Origin of the sequence: Paraburkholderia panacisoli (assembly GCF_008369935.1) — a bacterium.
Lineage (GTDB): Bacteria > Pseudomonadota > Gammaproteobacteria > Burkholderiales > Burkholderiaceae > Paraburkholderia > Paraburkholderia panacisoli.
The window spans coordinates 32,197-50,907 of the sequence record NZ_VTUZ01000033.1; the positions used below are offsets into that span (position 1 = coordinate 32,197).

General features: G+C 59.3%; 18 protein-coding genes. 16 read left to right on the plus strand and 2 right to left on the minus strand.

Annotated elements, in window-relative coordinates:
* Window positions 1-12: 12 nt before the first annotated feature.
* From FVF58_RS35160 to FVF58_RS35180, 5 genes are read left to right on the plus strand one after another with little or no spacing between them, the layout of a single operon-like run.
* Complete coding sequence (locus FVF58_RS35160) at window positions 13-894, plus strand: beta-keto acid cleavage family enzyme (protein ID WP_149674329.1); 882 nt, start codon at window positions 13-15, stop codon at window positions 892-894.
* Complete coding sequence (locus tag FVF58_RS35165; protein ID WP_149674330.1) at window positions 891-1,430, plus strand: gamma carbonic anhydrase family protein; 540 nt, start codon at window positions 891-893, stop codon at window positions 1,428-1,430. Before FVF58_RS35160 ends, FVF58_RS35165 begins: the two co-directional genes overlap by 4 nt.
* 11 nt (window positions 1,431-1,441) lie before the next feature.
* Window positions 1,442-2,419, plus strand: coding sequence for a quinone oxidoreductase family protein (locus tag FVF58_RS35170; protein WP_149674331.1), 978 nt, complete (start codon window positions 1,442-1,444; stop codon window positions 2,417-2,419).
* Window positions 2,416-2,766, plus strand: a complete 351-nt coding sequence (locus FVF58_RS35175) for a cupin domain-containing protein (protein WP_149674332.1) — start codon at window positions 2,416-2,418, stop codon at window positions 2,764-2,766. The genes FVF58_RS35170 and FVF58_RS35175 overlap by 4 nt, the downstream gene beginning before the upstream one ends.
* 60 nt (window positions 2,767-2,826) lie before the next feature.
* Window positions 2,827-3,594, plus strand: coding sequence for an AraC family transcriptional regulator (locus FVF58_RS35180; RefSeq protein WP_149674333.1), 768 nt, complete (start codon window positions 2,827-2,829; stop codon window positions 3,592-3,594).
* Between the two features lie 24 nt (window positions 3,595-3,618).
* On the opposite strand, the gene FVF58_RS35185 is transcribed toward FVF58_RS35180, so the two are convergent.
* Window positions 3,619-4,854 carry a LacI family DNA-binding transcriptional regulator gene (locus tag FVF58_RS35185; RefSeq protein ID WP_342802425.1) on the minus strand — a complete coding sequence of 412 codons (1,236 nt, stop codon included), beginning with the start codon at window positions 4,852-4,854 and terminating at the stop codon, window positions 3,619-3,621.
* A 181-nt stretch (window positions 4,855-5,035) separates the two neighbouring features.
* On the opposite strand from FVF58_RS35185, the gene FVF58_RS35190 reads away from it, so the two are divergent.
* From FVF58_RS35190 to FVF58_RS35240, 11 genes are all read left to right on the plus strand, one after another.
* Window positions 5,036-6,034: a sugar ABC transporter substrate-binding protein gene (locus FVF58_RS35190; protein WP_246217304.1), complete on the plus strand. Its 999-nt coding sequence runs from the start codon at window positions 5,036-5,038 to the stop codon at window positions 6,032-6,034.
* A 95-nt stretch (window positions 6,035-6,129) separates the two neighbouring features.
* Window positions 6,130-7,641, plus strand: coding sequence for a sugar ABC transporter ATP-binding protein (locus tag FVF58_RS35195; protein WP_149674334.1), 1,512 nt, complete (start codon window positions 6,130-6,132; stop codon window positions 7,639-7,641).
* A gap of 3 nt (window positions 7,642-7,644) precedes the next feature.
* On the plus strand, window positions 7,645-8,616 hold the full coding sequence (locus tag FVF58_RS35200; protein ID WP_149674335.1) for an ABC transporter permease: 972 nt from the start codon (window positions 7,645-7,647) through the stop codon (window positions 8,614-8,616).
* On the plus strand, window positions 8,613-9,620 hold the full coding sequence (locus FVF58_RS35205) for an ABC transporter permease (RefSeq protein ID WP_149674336.1): 1,008 nt from the start codon (window positions 8,613-8,615) through the stop codon (window positions 9,618-9,620). The genes FVF58_RS35200 and FVF58_RS35205 overlap by 4 nt, the downstream gene beginning before the upstream one ends.
* Before the next feature lie 632 nt (window positions 9,621-10,252).
* On the plus strand, window positions 10,253-11,371 hold the full coding sequence (locus FVF58_RS35210) for a porin (RefSeq protein ID WP_149674337.1): 1,119 nt from the start codon (window positions 10,253-10,255) through the stop codon (window positions 11,369-11,371).
* A 108-nt stretch (window positions 11,372-11,479) separates the two neighbouring features.
* A complete protein-coding gene (locus FVF58_RS35215; RefSeq protein ID WP_149674338.1) occupies window positions 11,480-12,610 on the plus strand; it encodes a YncE family protein in 1,131 nt (376 codons plus the stop codon).
* Between the two features lie 139 nt (window positions 12,611-12,749).
* On the plus strand, window positions 12,750-13,082 hold the full coding sequence (locus tag FVF58_RS35220; protein WP_149674339.1) for a hypothetical protein: 333 nt from the start codon (window positions 12,750-12,752) through the stop codon (window positions 13,080-13,082).
* A gap of 199 nt (window positions 13,083-13,281) precedes the next feature.
* Complete coding sequence (locus tag FVF58_RS35225) at window positions 13,282-13,806, plus strand: GlcG/HbpS family heme-binding protein (RefSeq protein ID WP_246217305.1); 525 nt, start codon at window positions 13,282-13,284, stop codon at window positions 13,804-13,806.
* 150 nt (window positions 13,807-13,956) lie between these two features.
* Window positions 13,957-15,048: an acetamidase/formamidase family protein gene (locus tag FVF58_RS35230; RefSeq protein WP_246217306.1), complete on the plus strand. Its 1,092-nt coding sequence runs from the start codon at window positions 13,957-13,959 to the stop codon at window positions 15,046-15,048.
* 100 nt (window positions 15,049-15,148) lie between these two features.
* Entirely contained in the window at window positions 15,149-16,438 is a 1,290-nt protein-coding gene (locus FVF58_RS35235; RefSeq protein ID WP_149674341.1) for an MFS transporter, read from the plus strand.
* A 153-nt stretch (window positions 16,439-16,591) separates the two neighbouring features.
* A complete protein-coding gene (locus tag FVF58_RS35240; RefSeq protein WP_149674342.1) occupies window positions 16,592-17,551 on the plus strand; it encodes a fumarylacetoacetate hydrolase family protein in 960 nt (319 codons plus the stop codon).
* A gap of 65 nt (window positions 17,552-17,616) precedes the next feature.
* Here FVF58_RS35240 and FVF58_RS35245 read toward each other — a convergent pair whose 3' ends face one another.
* Window positions 17,617-18,483, minus strand: coding sequence for a helix-turn-helix domain-containing protein (locus tag FVF58_RS35245; RefSeq protein ID WP_188131018.1), 867 nt, complete (start codon window positions 18,481-18,483; stop codon window positions 17,617-17,619).
* Between the last annotated feature and the right edge of the window lie 228 nt (window positions 18,484-18,711).

Consider the following 18,711-nt stretch of genomic DNA (forward strand, 5'->3'; position numbering starts at 1 on the left):
GCGAGGATCAACATGCATTCCCGCAAGACCATCATCACCTGCGCTGTAACAGGCAATATCACCAAGCCGGAGCAACATCCGGGGCTGCCGATCACACCCGCGCAGATCGCGACCGCCTCGCTCGAAGCGGCACGCGCCGGTGCGGCCGCCGTTCATATCCACGTGCGCGATCCGGAGACGGGGCGTCCCTCGATGGATGTGACGCTTTACCGGGAAGTCATCGAGCGCATCCGCGCGGTGAATGCCGATCTCATCATCAATCTGACCACGGGCCCGGGTGGCCGTTTTATCCCGAGCGAAGACGACCCACGAATCGCGGCGCCGGGCACCACGTTGCTGCCGCCGGAAAGGCGCGTCGAGCACATTCTCGAACTCAGGCCGGACGTTTGCAGTCTCGACCTGAACACGATGAACTCGGGCGGCGACGTTGTCATCAATACACCTAAGAATGTCACGCGCATGGCCAACGTCATCCGCGACGCGGGCGTCAAGCCTGAGCTCGAGATTTTCGACTCCGGTGACTTGCACCTCGCGTTGGACCTGATGAAGGAGGGCGTTCTCGACGGGCCGGGGCTCTGGACCCTGGTGATGGGCGTCAAATACGGCTTCTCGGCCAGTCCGGAAACGCTTCTCTACGCGCGTAACCTGCTGCCGCGTCAGGCCGTCTGGTCGGCCTTCGGTGTCGGCCGTTTCGAATTCCCGATCGTCGCCCAGGCATGGTTGGCGGGCGGTCATGTCCGCGTCGGACTTGAAGACAACATTTACATCGCCAAGGGCGTGCTCGCCAACAGCAATGCGGAGCTGGTCACGCGTGCTCGCGACATCGTTCACTCGCTCGGCGGCGAATTGGCGACCTGCCAGGAGGCGCGCGAGCTTCTGGGCCTGAACCGATGAGCGCGCTTCACGACGCGTCGGTATTCGGCGCGCCGGAGCTGGATCCGAGCGTCTACATCGGGCATGGCACGACGCTTGTCGGCGACGTAACCATCGGCCGGCAGTCGTCCGTTTGGTACAACTGCGTGCTGCGCGGCGATGTCCAGAAAATTACGATCGGCATGCGCACGAACATCCAGGACGGCACGGTTATCCACGGCACGACCAACGGGCTGCCCGTGATCATCGGGGATGACGTGACCGTTGGTCATGGCGCGATTTTGCACGCCTGCAGCATAGAAAACGCGGGGTTTGTCGGATTCGGCGCGCGTGTACTCGATGGGGCTGTCGTCAGGTCAGGCGGCATGCTGGCTGCAGGGGCGGTCCTCACGCCGCGCAAGGTGGTGGGTGCGGGTGAGTTGTGGGCGGGAAACCCGGCGCGTCTGTTGCGCACACTGAATGACGAAGAATTCGAGGGAATGGCAGCGTCAGCTGCCCGCTACGTGGCACTTGCCGAGCGTTACAGAACAGCTAGCGCTGCCATCTTGACCTTTTAGGAAAACCAGAAATGAAAACAGTCCGGGTACTGGAAAAGAGCGGCGATATCGACTCGCTCGATCTGCACGTTAGCGCGCAAGATGAGCCGGATGTCGAGTTTGCCGATTGTCTCGTGCGCGTGGTGAGTGCCGCGGTGAATCCTAGCGACGTGAAGGCGGTGCTGGGCTTCATGCCGCATGCGGTGTGGCCGCGCACGCCCGGCCGGGATTACGCCGGCGTGGTTGTCGATGGGCCGCAGGAAATGCTCGGCAAGGAAGTGTGGGGCAGCGGTGGCGAGCTGGGTATCCGGCGCGACGGCACCCACGCCGGCTATCTCGCAGTGCCCGTGGGCAGTGTGCGCGTCAAGCCGGCCAATCTGACCATGGAGGAGGCGGGCGCGGTCGGCGTTCCCTTCGTGACTGCCTTCGAAGGACTGCAACGCGCCGGGGGCGTCGAAGACGGCGACGTCGTCCTCGTGCTGGGTGCAAACGGGAAGGTGGGGCAGGCAGCGATTCAGCTTGCGACCCAGGTTGGGGCGAAGGTGTTCGGTGTCGAGCGCACGAATGAACCGTACATTGGCCATGCGAACGCCGACGTCACCATGATCGATGCTTCGTCGCAAAACCTCGACGAGGTGGTTCGTCAATTGACAGACGGCCACGGCGCGGACATCGTTTACAACACGGTTGGCAGTCCATACTTCGAAAAGGCCAACAAGGCCATGGCGGTGCGAGGCACGCAGATTTTCATCTCTACCATCGAACGTCCGGTGCCATTCGATATCTTTACGTTCTATCGGGGGCAACACACCTATGTCGGTATCGATACGCTCGCACTCGACAGCACGCAAGGCGCGCTCATTCTGGACGCATTGCTGCCGGCATTCGAACGTGGCACGTTAAAGCCGTTTCCCATCGTCGAAGATTTTGTCTTCGATCTCACCGACGCGGCGCTCGCGTATCAGGCCGTTTTTCGTGGCGCGGCTAACCGGGTTCTGCTCAAGCCATGAACGTAACCCGCTTTGACAAGGCGCCCGAATACTTTCCACCCAACCACTTTTCGATGCGGTGCGTCCGGCTTCAAGGCCATGAAGCCGGACCGGCGGAGTCGCTGTGGCTAGGTGTGTCTTCGATCGAGCCGGGCGGCTACACCACATCGGATGCGTCGCACGTTGAAAAACATTATGTGGTGCTGGAAGGTGAAGTAATCGTCATGACCGATGAAGGCGAGGTTATTCTCGCGGCCTTCGACTCCTGCCGCATTGCGCCGGGAGAGCGGCGGGCATTGCACAACCGTTCCCGCAGCCCGGTGAAGGTTCTGCTTGCGATGCCGTTTTTGCGGCCTGAGCACTGCTGATGCGGCGACGATAGTGATAAGCGCCCGCATGCTTCCCATGGTGACCCGCAAAGGTCGCGCATGATGCATTCCAAAGGTGTTGCGGCGGATATGCGGCTTGGCGCTGGTGAACAGCGCCAAGCCGAGACCGCCGGCGTCGGCTGCTTTCTCTATGTGCGGCAAGGCGGCGTGTGGGTAACGGCGGGGCGACGCGCGTACTGTGTGACCCAAGGCAATGGCATCTGGCTTCCCCCGGCCGTCGCATATAGCGTCTGCGCGGTGTACGGAGCTGATATTTGCGCGCTTCGAGTCGATACCGTCCTCGGCGCCGATTTCGTACCGGCGGCGCGCGTTCTGACTTGTTCCGACGTGTTGATCGCGATCTTCTCGGCGACGCAACGATCGGTTATCGAACGCTCATATGCCGCGGTCGTGGCCCTGTTGGCCGATGAGTTGCGTGCAGTGCGTGAAATTGGCGGGAGTTTTGCTGTCCGCATGCCGGGATCGGGAAGCCGTGTCGCGGCGCTATGCGAGGCGCTGCTCATGCATCCAACCAGGGATGTGGCGATTGAGGAGGCGGCAAGCCGGGCGGGAGTCAGCTGCCGTACCTTGAGCCGGATTTTTACGAGAGAACTGGGCGCCAGTGTCGGCCAATGGCGCCGGGAGGTGCAGGTGGGGGCGGCGATGTGCGCCCTTGTGCATGGGCTTTCCGTGGCGGAGACGGCCCGTGTTCTCGGATTCACATCGAGTGCGTTCTCGACGTTCTTTAAATCACGAATCGGCAATGCACCGCGCGAATGGCTCGCGCGTCAGCGCATCACCCCGCCCGAACGAAGTGCTTCCGCCTGACACATCGGCGCTTTTTCTCCGCAATCATTTGGCGGATGTCGGCGCGGTTTTCGATGCTCTCGCCCGCAGCGGTGCGTTGCGTGGCGCGGCGGTCGAGCCGCGCACCATAAGTACGGGGGGAAGCGTAATGCGGTGCGGAGCCACGCCCGGTGACCCTATCATCCCGAGCAGCAGTCTTGCGGCCTGGCGGCCCATCTCGCGGTGCTGGATGCGCAGCGTAGTTAATGGCGGATGAAGCATGTCGAGAAGCGGCATGTCGTTGTGACCGATGAGCGAAATATCTTTCGGGCACACCAGACGTTGTTCCGCGAAAACGTCATAGCATCCCAGCGCGATCAGGTCATTCGCGGCAATGATCGCGGTCACGCTTTTGTGCTCCTTCAGCAGCTGCTCGCAGGCCACACGGCCCGCTTCACGCGTGAATTCCGCAGCCTCGAGAATGACCGTCCCGGCCAGGCGATGCTGTTGCGTAGCCATCTGGAAGCCCTGGATTCGCGAGAGCCCGGTTGCCAGGCGCTCAGGGCCGGCGAGATGCGCTATTCGCTTGTGCCCCAAGGCCACCAGGTGATCGACCGCAAGCTTCATGGAGAGGAAGTCATCGTTGATCACTTCCGGCACCTGTCCGCCTTCCTCCGCGCGATTCACCAGCACGACGGGTATGCCATCGAGAATGCAACGGCGCACTAACGGGTCGTGACGGGCGGCGGTTGCGAGGACCAGGCCGTCGACCTGGCGCTCGAGCATCTGCTCGAGCATGCGCTCCTGGTCCTTCAACGTGCCAACGGTGTTGGCGATCAGGACGCCGTAGCCAACGGCCGCGAGTTCTTCTTCGATGCCGCAGACAATCGGCGGGAACACCGGGTTTTCGATGTCGGGCAAACACACGCCGACCACCCTTGACTGGCCTCCGCGAAGCGCGGACGCGAGCTTGTTCTGGCGGTAACCCACCGCTTTCGCGGACGCCAACACTCTGCGGACGACTTCGTCTCCAATCAGGTGACGGGTTGCAGGATTGAGCGCTCGCGAGACGGTCGACGCGTTGACAGACGCATGCAGCGCGACTTCGCGAATGGTGACGCGGCTCGTTGCGCGGGATTCTGATGATTTGGCCATGGATGTCATTGTATAGGTGCAAAGGGTTGCTCTCAATGTTGCAAGTACAAACCCTATGTACTGAGCGTCATAAATGAATTGACAAAGGTATCTGTCGGAATAGTATATGCATACGTTTGCATAAATATTGTTGCGCGGTGAGGTCAATGGCTACGCGTGCGCGACGCAGCAAAAGCTTAATAACTGATCCTCACTTAAGCAATCGTTTGCATCGACTATGCGCAAGATCGGAAGTGCTTCCCGCGATGCATTCCTGCAACTGGGCTGGCGTACCGTGCCCGGGCACTCGCCTGAAGCCTGCCAAGAAAACATTTAACCGGAGACGACCTTGAAACTGACGACAGAACTGACAAGCCGACTGGCGAAAAAACGCATGCTCATCACCTGTGCGTTCGCACTGGGCATTGCCGCAGGGCCAAACGCATTTGCAACAGGCGAGAGCGTTGCTGCCTTCTACAAGAATCAGGTCGATCCACATTTCGCGCTCGTCCACGCCGGCGTTGACGCGGCAGCCAGGGAACTTGGCGTTTCGGTAACTCACTACGCGCCGACGCGGCCCAATGATCTTGGCGAGCAACTCAGCGAGCTCGAGGACGTGAGTGTCAGAAAACCCAACGTCGTGCTGTTCATGGGTGTCAACCCTCATGGTGTGGTTCCGGAGATCGAGAAGGTCAACGCGATCGGTATCCCGATCATCAACTACAACGACCGGGTCGCAGGCGGCAAATTTGCCTCGGTCGTCGTTGCCGATGACTTCAATCTTGGACTGGACATCGGCCGCTATCTGCTAAAGAGCATGGGCGGGAAAGGCAATGTTGTCATCCTTGAAGGCGTGAAGGGTTCCACCACGAGTGACGAACGGGTACGCGGTTTTCACAAGGCGTTGGAGGAGTTTCCGAACGTCAGGCTGCTCGCCTCCCAGCCTGCGAACTATCAGCGTTTGCAGGCGCTCCAGGTCATGGAGAACCTGATTCAGTCGAATCCGAAGATCGACGGTGTTCTCGCGGCGGCGGACGTGATGGCGATGGGGGCCATCGAAGCATTGGAGGCAGCCGGCCAGAAGCAGGTCAAGGTGGTGGGTATCGGAGGCGTGCCGGAGTCGGTCAAAGCCATCAAGGACGGCCGGCTGCTGGCGACCGCCGAATTCAACGGCTACAAGATGGGCTGCATTGCCACGATGGCGGGCGTGAGGACGGTACGTAAGGAGTCCGTTCCGCAGACCATTCTGATCAAGGGCACCGTCATCGACAAGACGAACTACGCGCCGTTCGAAGTGCTGGGCGACAAACGGCAGTGTCCGAAATGGGACGATGTCGTTAGTAACTAACGAGGTAAGGGTTTGCGCTGTCGCGGTGCGCGATATCGCTCGAACGATACGCTTGCATTGCCAGTGGCTGCTCGAACCGCAAAGTGAAGGCAAACATGGAAACAACGATTCCGACCGCAGCCGTCCCTCTTCTGGAATTGCGCAAGATCTGCAAGAGCTTCCCAGGTGTGCGCGCCCTGGCTGACGTCGACCTTCAGCTGTATGCAGGTGAAGTGCATATGCTTCTCGGCGAGAACGGCGCTGGGAAGTCATCCTTGATGAAGGTACTGTTTGGCGCGTACCGAGCCGACTCCGGCGAATTCTTCAGCAACGGCCAACCGATAACCATCGAGTCGCCGGCCGACGCCAAACGACTTGGCATTGCGGTGATCTTCCAGGAGTTCTCTCTCGTACCGCATCTGACTATCGCGCAGAACATCTATCTGGGGCGCGAACCGCGCAATCGCTTTGGCCTGATCGATCATCGCAAGATGCATCTCGACGCCAGGGGGGCGCTCGAAGAACTTGGACTTGCCTACGATACCCACGCGTACGCGGCCGACCTCGGCGTCGCGCAGCAGCAGATGGTGGAGATCGCGAAGGCGCTCTCGCACGATGCCCGGGTGGTGGTCATGGACGAGCCGACTGCAGCGATTTCCGATCGTGAGGCGGAGGCGCTGTTCCGTGTCGTCAGGAAGCTGCGCGAGTCCGGTGCCGCGATTGTCTATATCTCCCATCGCATGAAGGAGGTGTTCGACCTGGGCGATCGCGTCACGGTACTGCGCGACGGCCGCCTCGTGCAGTCGATGCCGGCCACCGCGGCGACATCGGATGAACTGATCGCGTTGATGGTGGGCCGATCAGTCGGGACGGCGTACAAGCGCCAATATTTCGGCGAGCCGGGCAAGGTCGCGCTCGACGTGCGCCAGTTGACCACCAAGACCGGCGTTCGAGGTGTCGATCTGCAGGTTCGATGCGGCGAGATCGTCGGACTCTCGGGACTGGTCGGCGCAGGGCGCACGGAGGTCGTGCGCGCGGTCTTCGGCGCGGACCCGATTCAAACCGGCCAGGTCACCGTCTTTGGGGAAGCTGTGACCGGCGGTCCTGACAAAGTCGCGGCAATGGGCGTGGGTCTGATTCCTGAGAACCGGAAGCAGGAGGGGCTGGCGCTGAAGCGCTCCGTGCATGAAAACCTGCTCACTTCCAGCCTGTGGAAACTCTTTCCGAAAGGGTGGTATCAAGCGGAGAAAGCAAGGAGTGCGACTAAAGTGCTCATCGATTCCTTGCGGATCGCGCCCGGTGACCCCAATAAATGCGCCCGTGTCCTGAGCGGCGGCAATCAGCAGAAGATCGTGATTGGCAAATGGCTCAGTGCCGGCTGCCGGCTGTTCATATTCGATGAACCGACGCGTGGCATTGACATAGGCGCAAAGACGGAAATTTTCAACTTGATCGAGAAACTGATTAAAGACGGTGCCGCGGTTCTACTCATCAGCTCTGAACTGACGGAGATCGTTCACGTTTGCGACCGCGCATACGTCATGCGCGAAGGCGTGGTCTCGGGTGAATTACCAAGAGAGAGCTTGAGCGAACGGAACATTCTTCGCCTGGCGATGCACGGGAGTTAAATCATGGAAGCAATCGTTGAAAGAAGCGGTGTGATACGCAAGCGCCGGCCTGTGCCGTCGATTGTCGCGGCGAGTGCCGTGCTTGGCGCGGCGGCGATGCTCGGTGTGCCTGGGTTTGCATCGAGTGGCAACCTCACCAACATCGGATTGCAGCTCTCGATCCTGCTGATGATTGCCATGCCGATGACGCTAGTCATTCTGAGCGAGGGGCTCGACCTCTCCGTGGGTGCGCTCCTCAGTCTCTGTGCGGTCGTGTTCGCTCAGACGCTGGGGTTGGGGTGGGGCATCGCGCTGGCGTTATGTGCTTCAGTAACGGTGGGAATACTGACTGGTCTCTTCAACGGCGTACTCATCGCGAAGTTGGGGCTTCCTCCCTTTGTTGTCACGCTTGGTACGCTCGGCATTGCCCACGGTATCGCGCTAGTGCTGACGGACGGCAACGCGGTTGTCGTCGAGAACCCCAGCGTAGCGCAGCTCTATGCGTGGAACCTTCTCGGCATTCCGTTTCCGGTGATCTTTGCGCTCATCGCGTATGCATTAACCCATCTCCTGCTATATCACACCCGGTTTGGCACCTATGTGTTCGCCATCGGCGGTAATCGGGATGCGCTGCTTCTCGCCGGTATCAAGGCCAAAGTCTTTCACATCGCGATCTATGTCTTCGGTGGATTGATGGTCGGACTGGCGGCGCTGGTGCTGGTCGGCCGAATGAATTCCGCCGAGCCTAACTCGGCGATCGGCATGGAGTTCGACGCGATTGCGGCCGTGGTCCTCGGCGGCACGTCTTTCGAGCGTGGCGAAGGATGGTTGTTCGGCACAGTCATGGGCGTATTGACGATCGGCGTTTTGCGCAATGCCCTGAATCTCCTTGGCGTTGAGTCTTCTCTTCAGGTGGTTTCCGTCGGGATGCTGGTACTCCTTGTCGTTGTTATCGACAGTGTGCGCAAGTCCAGAGTCAACGGAGCGAAAGCATGAATATTCTGAACAACTCCCGTTTCGTATGGTCCCGCGTCAGCCAGCTGGATGTGCGAAATCATGTCCGCGAGGAAACGGCCACGCTGATCTATCGCGCCGTACTCATCGTTCTGATTGCGATGGCATTGGTCTTCGCGACGTCTGCGTTCTCCACGGCCCCCAATCTGCTCAACGTTCTGCGTCAGGCCAGCCTGATGTTCCTGCTCGCCTCCGGTCTCACGCTGGTGATCCTGTCTGGCGGCTTTGATCTCTCAATCGCGGCCAATCTTACGCTGTCGGCCTGTCTGGCGGCGGGTGTAATGAAGACTGGCGGGTCGCCGATTCTCGCGGCTGCAACCGCGCTTTCTTGCAGTACGCTCATTGGGCTGCTTAATGGCCTGGCCGTGACGTTGCTGCGGCTTCCACCGTTTCTCGCCACCTACGGGATGCTTTGGGTCGTTCAGGGGCTCGCGTTCCATTACATGGGCGGTAACGAAATCTACGGCTTTCCGGCGGGCTTCAGAGCACTGGGCACAGGATTCCTTGGCGGCATACCGTTGCCCGTCTACATGATGGTAGTCGTGTTGCTTGGTGCGACGATCGTCACGGGAGGTCTCAATTTCGGCCGGGAAATCTACGCGATTGGCGCCAATAGCGAGGTTGCGAGGCTCTCGGGGATACCGGTGCGCCGGCGCAAAATTACTGTCTATACGATAAGCGGCTTGATGTCCGGGATTGCCGCGCTCATCTATCTCGCGCGGGTCAATGCAGCAGATTCAGCCATGGGCGAGCCGCTTCTGCTTCCCGTTATCGCGGCCATATTGATTGGTGGCACATCCCTGTTCGGTGGCGCAGGGAGCTTGCTGGGCACGTTGTCCGGATGTCTCATTCTCGCGCTCGTGATCGACGGGATGAACCTCTTGAACCTCAACGCAAACTGGCAGCCGTTGATCATTGGTACCGTTCTGCTCATTGCCGTGCTTGCGGACGTGCTCGGACGGAGCAGAAAAGAGCGGATCGGCTGACGCTGCTGGGCGATGAATGACCTCAAGATTGCTTGTCGATCCAGGTGTTGTTCGTCGTGCACGCACTTCGCCGCTGTTGTCGCTATTTCCAGTTACCGTTAGTCATGAAAACGGACGCTTTGATAAGTCGCGAGACTGCGAGGTCAAGGATTTTAACCCGATGTTCCGTAATATCTGGATAACGATCCGCTCGAGACAAACGCGGTGGGTAACCGGATCGGTCGAGAACGCGCCGGGAGAGTAGGGTGATTAACGGATCTGCAGTGCGTGACCGCTACTGCAAACTGTTCTTCTCTTTGCGAAGGCACGCTTACTAAACCTCATCTGATTAATCGAAATACCGAGGAAAAGCATAAGTCAAAATTTTTTTTGCCAGGAAGAGATCGCACAGTCTTATGCAATCGATTGCATGAATGTTGCATTAGATGTGGGGAAAGATTTGGCGTGGCGGCGGCTCGGAAGCTAGCAAAGACAACGACCGAGGCGATGTGGCTGTCTTGCAAATGCGTCGTGACGGGTCGTTTAGCCTGTCTTTCCTGCCCGAATGATTCGTACAACGAATATACAAATGCGAGCTGTGAAATCGGGAGCGGCTGGCAGTGAATCCATTACATAGAGCGAGTGAGGAAGACATGAAAAGAAGGCTGATTGCCGCAGTCATTGGTGCGGGGCTGTGCAGCGCCGGTTTGAGCTGTGCGAGTTTTGCGCAGAGTAGCATCACGATGGCGGGCAAACTGGACAACGGTATCACGTTCGTCGACAACGATGGCGGTCACCACAATTACAAAGCCGATAGCGGCGTGCTGTTTCCAAATCTATGGATACTGACTGGCACCGAGGATCTGGGCGGCGGCGTCAAGACCGTGTTCAAGTTGTCGACCCTGTTTAACCTGAACAACGGCCAGCTCAATCAGCCGAACACCTTATTTGGCCAGCAGGCATGGGTAGGTCTGCAGACCAGCTACGGCACGCTGACGATGGGCAATCAGTTCGATTTCAGCGCGGATTTCTTCGGTCAGTTCAACGTGGGCGCTTCCGGCAGCGGCTACGCGATCCACCAGGGCGATTTTGACCACACCAACAATGACCGCATAAAGAATTCCATCAAGTACACGAGTCCCGTATGGGGCGGCTTCACTTTTGGGGCGATGTACGGCTTTAGCAATACGGCCGGGAGCTTTCATGACGGAAGCGGTTGGAGTGCCGGCTTGCAATACGCCAATGGACCTTTGATTGTGGGGGCGGCGTACACGTACCAGGCCAAGCCCACGCTGGACCCCTATGCGCAAATTGGTGTCCACACGTTCTTCAACGTGCCTGTCGCCACTGTATCGGACAACGTCGCGACCGATCTGATGCCCGAGTTTCAGATCGACTCTCTGGGAACGTTCGGGATCGGCGCATCGTACGCGATTGGAGACTTCACGCTCTACGGCGACTTCAGCGACACCACCCTGAAGTACCAGGCCCAGACCTCGGTCATGCATGTCTATGAAACCGGGGCGACGTATCAGGTCACACCGGCCACGCAACTGGTTCTGGGTTATCAGCACACCGGCTTCGAAGGTCACACGTGGAACCAGTTGACTGCAGCGGCACTTTATTCGCTGTCGAAACGTACTCAGGTCTACATCTCCTCGGACTACCTGAAAGCATCGTCCGGTGTGGACGCCGTCATCGGCGGGAGTTTCGCACCCTCGTTGGCGGGGCAGCAGGCTGACGTGCGAGTCGGCATGTATCACGCTTTCTAACAACGCTTATTTCGCGGATTCGTCTGCGTTGCGATAACCGAATTGGGGAAGTGCTCCCCGTCCCAGCCGAAGCTGGAAATTTTAACGACTGATTGGAGGAGTCAACACATGAAACGTACTTACCTTGGACTGGCGTTAGCGGGTACTTTGGCGGTCGGTGCCTATACGTGGGCGAGCGACGCGGCCGAGACCGCACCCAAATGGCTTGCGAATATTCCGGTGACGAGCGCCAAGCCGTTCGGCTTCGATATTAGCGCATCGGCGGATGGCAAGTACTACCTTGCGGACGGGGCGAACGCGACGCTGGACGTGTTCGACGCGAAAACGGCCACGCTGCTCGACCAGATTTCGGCGGATTTCGCCGGCATAGGACCCAGCCATGACAAATCGGGACCATCGGGGGTCACCCCGGTGCCGGGCACGTCGCTGGTGTACGTGGGGGACGTCAACGCGGTCAAGGTGATCGACGTCGCAACCAAAAAGCTGGTTAAGACCATTACCGTCAGCACGTCCGGCATTCGCGCCGATGAGAGCTGTCTGGACCCCGAGCATCATGTCGTGATGTTCTCGAGTGGCGCAGAGCAGCCGCCTTTTGCCACCTTCATCAATACCGAGACCCAGGAAGTGATCGGGAAAGTCACGTTGAAGGATTCGACCGGTCTTGAAGCGTGTGCGTACGACCCGAAAGGCAAGAACTTCGTGTTGAACAACGATGGTACGAAAGCCAACCCGAAAGGGGAGGTCGATGTGATTCCGGTCGCGTCGATTCTCGACGGCAAGCCTGCCGTTGCGAACGTATTCGCACTGAAGGGTTGTGAGGGTCCGACTGGCCTCGCGATGGGCCCGGGCAACGACGCAGTGATCGGATGCGATCCGGACGAGGGAGGCAAGCAGACTACGGTGATCATCGACCGGACGAACGGCCAAACGGTCGCCGAGTTGCCGTTCGGCGGCGCGGACGAAGTCGTGTACGACCCGGTGTCCAACCGCTACTTTCTGGCCGCCGGCCACCGTTCGGCCGACAACGTCTCGCAGGTTGGCAGCAAGACGGCCAAGTTCGACCCGGCGCTCGGCATTATCGACGCCGCTACGCGCAGCATCGTCGCGATTGTTCCAACCACGATGGGCGCGCATTCGGTGGCGGTGGACGGTGAGTCTCATCGTGTGTTCGTGCCGCATGGACCGGGCCACTCGGAGCAGTTCGCGGGTGCCGGCGTAGCAGTATTCGCGACCGAGTAAGCGAACCGGTAGCGGTTTGGCGCGTGTGACTCGCGGGCGGACCGCTGCCTTTGCCCCAGGACTTCGTCGAGCGGTCCTGGGGCACCTTGCGTCACGATCCCTCTGCGCTCAGTAGTCCAACTTTCAGAGAGACCCAATCATGGTCCAGTTTCGTGCAGTTTCAGCTGCACTTGTCGTATCGCTTGGTTTGATGCTTATCGAGGTGCCGGTGGCGCTGGCTCAACAACCGGCTATTGGAGAGCAGGTGTCTCCATCCATGAGCGCCTCAACGTCAAAGCAGATCGCCAAAGCTCAGCGTAAGGCTGCGCGCAAGGCCGGGCGGGAGCAGAAGAACGCCGAGTTGAAGGCGCTCGAAAAGAACGGCTATCGAGAGTCGGGCAATCAGGATAACTATCCGCAGAATCTCATGGACGCGGAGCGCAAGGCCGCTGCATCGAAAGAGGCTCCGCCGTCGTCCGGATTGGGCCAATAGCACACTCGATTTCTGGGGGCCGCGTCCTCGGCGATAAGCCCGAAAGAATTATCGGACGTATTGGTAAACGCGCAATCTTTCTGGTTATAGCGACGCGCGCCCCCCACCATAAGCTTCATCTATCGAGCGCTGCTCGAGGTGTCATGAAGAGGAGACTAGCTTGAGATTCTGTCGTTCAGCTCCGTCAACAAAGGCCGTATTGGCCACATTACTTGGTTCGGCATGTCTCGCCTTTCTGAGCAATGTTTGCGCTGCCGACACAACTGATGCGCAACTGGCAGCGTCCCCGCTTGCAGGCTATTCGCTGAGCATGAAGCAGGCAATGAAGCTCGTTGAGATCGCAACGGCCACCGCGCAGAGCCGTCATCTCGCGATGAGTTTCGCCGTGCTCGACCCGGGAGGTCACCTCATCATGGCCGTGCGCATGGACGGTGCGCCCTTTGTCAGCATCGATTTTGCGCGCGGCAAAGCCTTCGCTTCCGTTGCCCTCGGCGGTCAGTCCGGTGCAACGCTGGAGCAGCGCTTCAAGGACGATCCTTCGGAGTACAGCAATGTTTCGGGTGCGGGGTATTTCGCCCCTTTTCTGCCGGCACGGGGGGTGTTTCCTGTCTTTGTCGATGGGCATCTGTCAGGTGCCGTTGGCGCGAGTGGCGCACCCTCTGAGATCGATGATCAGGTCATCAAGGGTGCAATTGAAGCAATCGGTGCAACGACTGTGCGATGACACGTCGTGTCCCATCGAAACCATATCAGGAAGATTTTCATGAAACGCGAAACAGAACAATGTGATGCGGTGAGCGTAGCAAGCGCCGCGGAGGACAGGCATGCCTCGACATCTGACGCGACCGACGCTTGCCGTCGCTCGATCCTGAAGTTGGGATTCGGCGCGTTTGCCGCGGGCGCTTTAGGTTTGTCCGGAGGAGCTCGCGCGCAGAACGGCACGTCGCAAGGAGCGGCTGTTGCGGCATCCTCGCGCGAAGGCCAGACCATCAAACTGGTCCCGTCACTGGACACTGTGAAGGTCGGGCAGATCGAGCCCAGCGCGCCGACGGCGGTCACGATCAGATCGGGCGATACCGTCTGGTATGACGGCACGTGGACCAATTGGGGCAATGAGGCAAAGTATGGGCTGACCTTCAAGGAGCGCGAGCCGATCCGCAAGAAGTACCCCAACGGGCCCTTCTCGCTGATTGGGCCCGTTTCGATCATCGGTGCCGAAGCGGGCGATCTGGTCGAATGCCGTATGTTGAAGATGCGGCCGATCGACTGGGGCTGGAACTCCGCGCCTCCTGGCGTCGGCGCATTGCCGCACGATTTCAAGCCTTACCTGCGATATCTGAAATTCGACAAGGACAGGACCGCCGCCTTTTATGTGCCAGGCGTGAATATTCCGCTGAAGCCATTTCAGGCGTATATCGCCGCGCAGCCGGCCGGCGAGAAACCCATCAGCGCGAATCTGGCCGGCAATTATGGCGGCAATCTCGACTGTGCCGTGCTGGGTGTCGATACGTCGATCTTCCTGCCTGTACAGGTGAGCGGCGCGCGGGTGTGGACGGGTGGCTCCATGGGAGCGTCGGGTGAAGGCAACGTCGATCAGACTTCGATTGAGACGGCCTTTGAAGAGATGCGCATCCAGTACATCCTCCACAAGGGTGCTGCACTGAACGTGCCAATGGCAGAGACACCTGACCACTGGATCGGCTTCGGGTTTTCCGACTCCCTCGAGAATTCACTGGTGGCCTGCCTGCGCCAGATGATCAGCTGGCTGTCCGCGGCTAGCGGTATTGCACCGGAAGATTGCTACGGAATCTATAGCGTGGCAGGCAGCTTCCGCGTGACGCAATACGCCAATCAAACCGGAACGGTCTACTCGACCATCCCGCCGAAGGGCATTCACTGCATGCTTCCCAAGCGCATTTTTTCTCCTGCGCTGCAAGAGCGCATCGCAATGTCTATACGGGCCTGAGTCCTTGGTGGTGCGTCAGTTCAACAGGCGTTTGCTCAGCCTGGATAGAGCATTCTAGCCGGGTCGCGTGCCCGTGCATGCATTGATAGGAGGTGATTTGATGAATGCGAAAGACCCGAAACCGTCTAAAGAAGGCGGCTTGGCGAAAGCGCGCCGCGCAGGTCCTCTACTGGCCCTGTTGGTGTGTTTCCTGGTGATTGTTCTAGACGGATTCAACACTACGTCGATCTCCTTTGTGGTGCCAAAGCTCGCTCATGAATGGCACCTGGCGCCCGCGCTCTTCACCACCGTTTTCGTGGCGACGAACATTGGCGCGGCGATCGGTTTCATGATTTCCGGTCCGCTCGCTCACCGTTTCGGACACCGTTCCGTGGGTGTCGCCAGCGTGGTGCTGTTCGCCGGGAGCACGCTGCTGACCACGTATGCGAACGATATCGCCAGCTTGTCCGTCATGCGCCTCGCGGCGGCCATCGGTTTGGGCGCGGCGCTACCCATCGCCATTACGGCGGCTGCCAGCATCATTGGCGCCAGGCATAAGGTGGCGGCGTCCCTGCTAGTGACGACCGGCATGTCCGTTGGCGCGGTCACGGGCGGCGTGGCCGGTGGTCCTCTGATGGGTCACTTTGGCTGGCAGTCCATCTTCGTGACTGGCGGTGTCCTTCCTTTCCTGCTGGTTCCCGCGTTCTTTCGCATCCTCCCTGCGCGCAGCCCGGTGATAGCGAATATCGCCGCCGTGCGTGCGTCTAACCCGCTCAAGGCGCTGTTCGAAAACGGTCTGGGCGCCTACACATGCCTGCTGTGGTTGTTTTCATTCCTGATCTTCATGGACGTCTACGCACTGCTGTTCTGGGTGCCGACGCTTCTGGTGGATTTCGGCTTCTCAGCGGACCATGCGTCGGTCGGCATGGCGGCCTTCAGTATCGGTGGTCTGAGCGGCAACATTCTGATGACCTGTGCTGTCGCGATGATGACGCTTGCTGGCAGGCTCAGGGTGAAATCGGCGCTGGTCCTGGGGTTGTTGCTTGTGATGCTTAGCATTACCAGCCTTAGTCAGGTAGCAGTGACCCCAGGCATCGTGCTGCTGCTCATCGGTGTGATTGGCGCCGGTCTGGTCAACGGCATCATGGGCCAGACCGCTCTCGCAGTCTCTTTCTATCCGCCGGAAATACGCGCGACTGGGGTCGGCTGGGGGCATGCGATCGGGCGGGTCGGTTCCTTCGTGGGGCCGGCGATTGGAGGGGGCTTGCTGTCGCTCGGTTGGCCGGTGCGCGATATCGTGCTTATCTCCGTGGTGCCCGCCGGCGCCGCGATCCTCACGCTCGGCGCCCTATCGTTGGTCGATCGCAGGGCGGTTCAAAAGTTTCCCGACAGCGCTGTGGCGGAGAACTGAGACTCGCGACGTCATGCTGCACTCGCCGGCAAGGCTGTGATTGGATTCGCACGCGCCAGTGCGCTGCCGGCGTCATCGGTTCACGCGGGACATCGCTCCTGCATTCAAGCTGCAAATTCAGCTTTCTAATCCAACGCAAAGAGACTTTCGATTATGAAGATTATTGCTTACTCAGACGGTGGCGGCATCGCACTTGGCATCGTCACCAGCCCGACCCATTTCGTTGCTGTCTCCGACCTCGCCCAGGACCTTCCTTCCAGCCTCATTTCAATCCTGGAGCAGGAGGACGGGCTAACGCGGTTGCAGCTAGCGGCGGAAGGGCGGCAGGGCGACCGGGCGCTCGCAGACGTCACGCTCAAGCCCTTCCTGGAACGCCCGAACGCGATGTGGGCACTGGCGTTGAACTTCAAGAGCCATATCGCAGAGACGGGACTTCAAACGTCGAAGGAATTTCCCCACCTTTTCATGCGCACGGCTGCGTCCTATGTCGGAGCCGGCGAGCCGATCCTGGCACCGCCGGGATCCGTTGCACGCGCGTTCGACTATGAGGGCGAACTGGGCGTCGTCATCGGCACGCCTGGACGTCATATTCCAGTGGAGCGGGCGCTGGAACATGTGGCGGGCTACACCTGCCTCAACGAAGGATCGGTTCGCGAGTTCCAGATGCACAATCGTCAATTCGGCCTTGGCAAGAATTTCGAAGCATCCGGATCTTATGGGCCGTGGCTGATGACCCCTGATGAGTTTGGCGATCCTGCCACGCACACTATCAAGACTCGCGTCAATGGTATCGTTCGTCAGAGCGCACCGCTCGACGATATGCTTTTGACCGTTGCGCAAGTCATCAGCTATCTGAGTCAGGGTTATCGTTTGCGGCCTGGCGATCTGATTGCAATGGGCACGCCTGGTGCGTTGAAGCCCCATCCGGATGATGTGGAAGGCAACGATCTCTCGCGTCAATACGGTCCCTTTCCGACACCGGGGCTGGTGCATATGCGGCCAGGAGATTGGGTCGAGGTCGAGATCGATGGACTGGGCGTACTTGGCAATCCAGTCGCTGCCGACGCGTCCATCAGTGAGAGTGGTTACGCAGAACAGAAGTCCGCGGCCTGATTCCGGTTAAATCAAACCTGTTTTTTCACAGGGTGTGGGGATCGTTCGGCGCCCCACACCAGCGCTCAACTGCGCTGATTGTCCAACGTCACCGAATGTCTGCGAAACTCACTGGGCGGCACGCCCATATGTTGTGCGAAGAAACGGGTGAAGTGGCTGTGTTCTTCGAACCCCAACTCTTCGGCGACATCTGAAAGCGGCTTATCGCTAGCGCCGAGCAGCTGGATCGCATGCGACATGCGGACCCAATCGATATAGTGCTGCGGTGAAATACCCATGCATAGTCGGAACTGCTGGAAGAATCTCGACCTGGATAAGCCGACTTGAGCAGCGACCTGGGCAGCAGTGGGATTCATCACCGACGCGTGCTTGATGAAATCCACCGCTTTGCGGATGCGGAAATCAATCGGTCTGCCTGACGGGATGATGCCGACCGTCAACGCAGGATCGGCAAAATCTCGACCGAGCGCGGTTACCAGATCCGCAAGAATGGGCATGCAATCGTCGTCCTGGGCGACCAGGTGGTTGGTGATCGCCGCAGCGATACGATCCACGTGATGCCGCACGTCCGGCGTGACGACGACCTCAGGCTTCGGGAAGATGCTCGCGGTGCCGTTTTCAGCGAGTTTCAATTGCTGGCGCAGCCAGGGGGCTTCGATGACGAGGGAAAGGATCAGGGAAGGTTCGCTGACGTTGCAGCTTTTCGAGTGTTCGACCCAAGGGTTCAGGCAGATTGCCCGTTCCGCTGTAAGCGCGCAATCGTCTGCGCCGATGCGGAAATTGCAGTTGCTTCCACCCAGCTTGAAAAGGAACTGGTATTGGGCGTGAGCGTGAGCGACAAGCGGGCGGCTTATGAAGTTCACCGTTGCTCGCCCGAAACTTCCTTGCAGAATCCAGACGGGCTTGTCTCCATCAATTGGTACTGTCGTCATCCCCAACATTTCTCCTGGTGGAACGAGGCGGCGCATGACGCCTGCCGGGTTCCATGAATGCAAAAAAAGACGCTTCACTAAGCGGTGACATCTCGCGGCAAACTAGTCGATTGACCACCCGCGCAGACGTCACTTAATCAAAAGTAAGGAGTGCAGTCAATGGGTAGAAACCTGTCTGACGTGCATGAAGATTTCGGAAAGTCAGGACGATTTGACAAGCAATCGGAG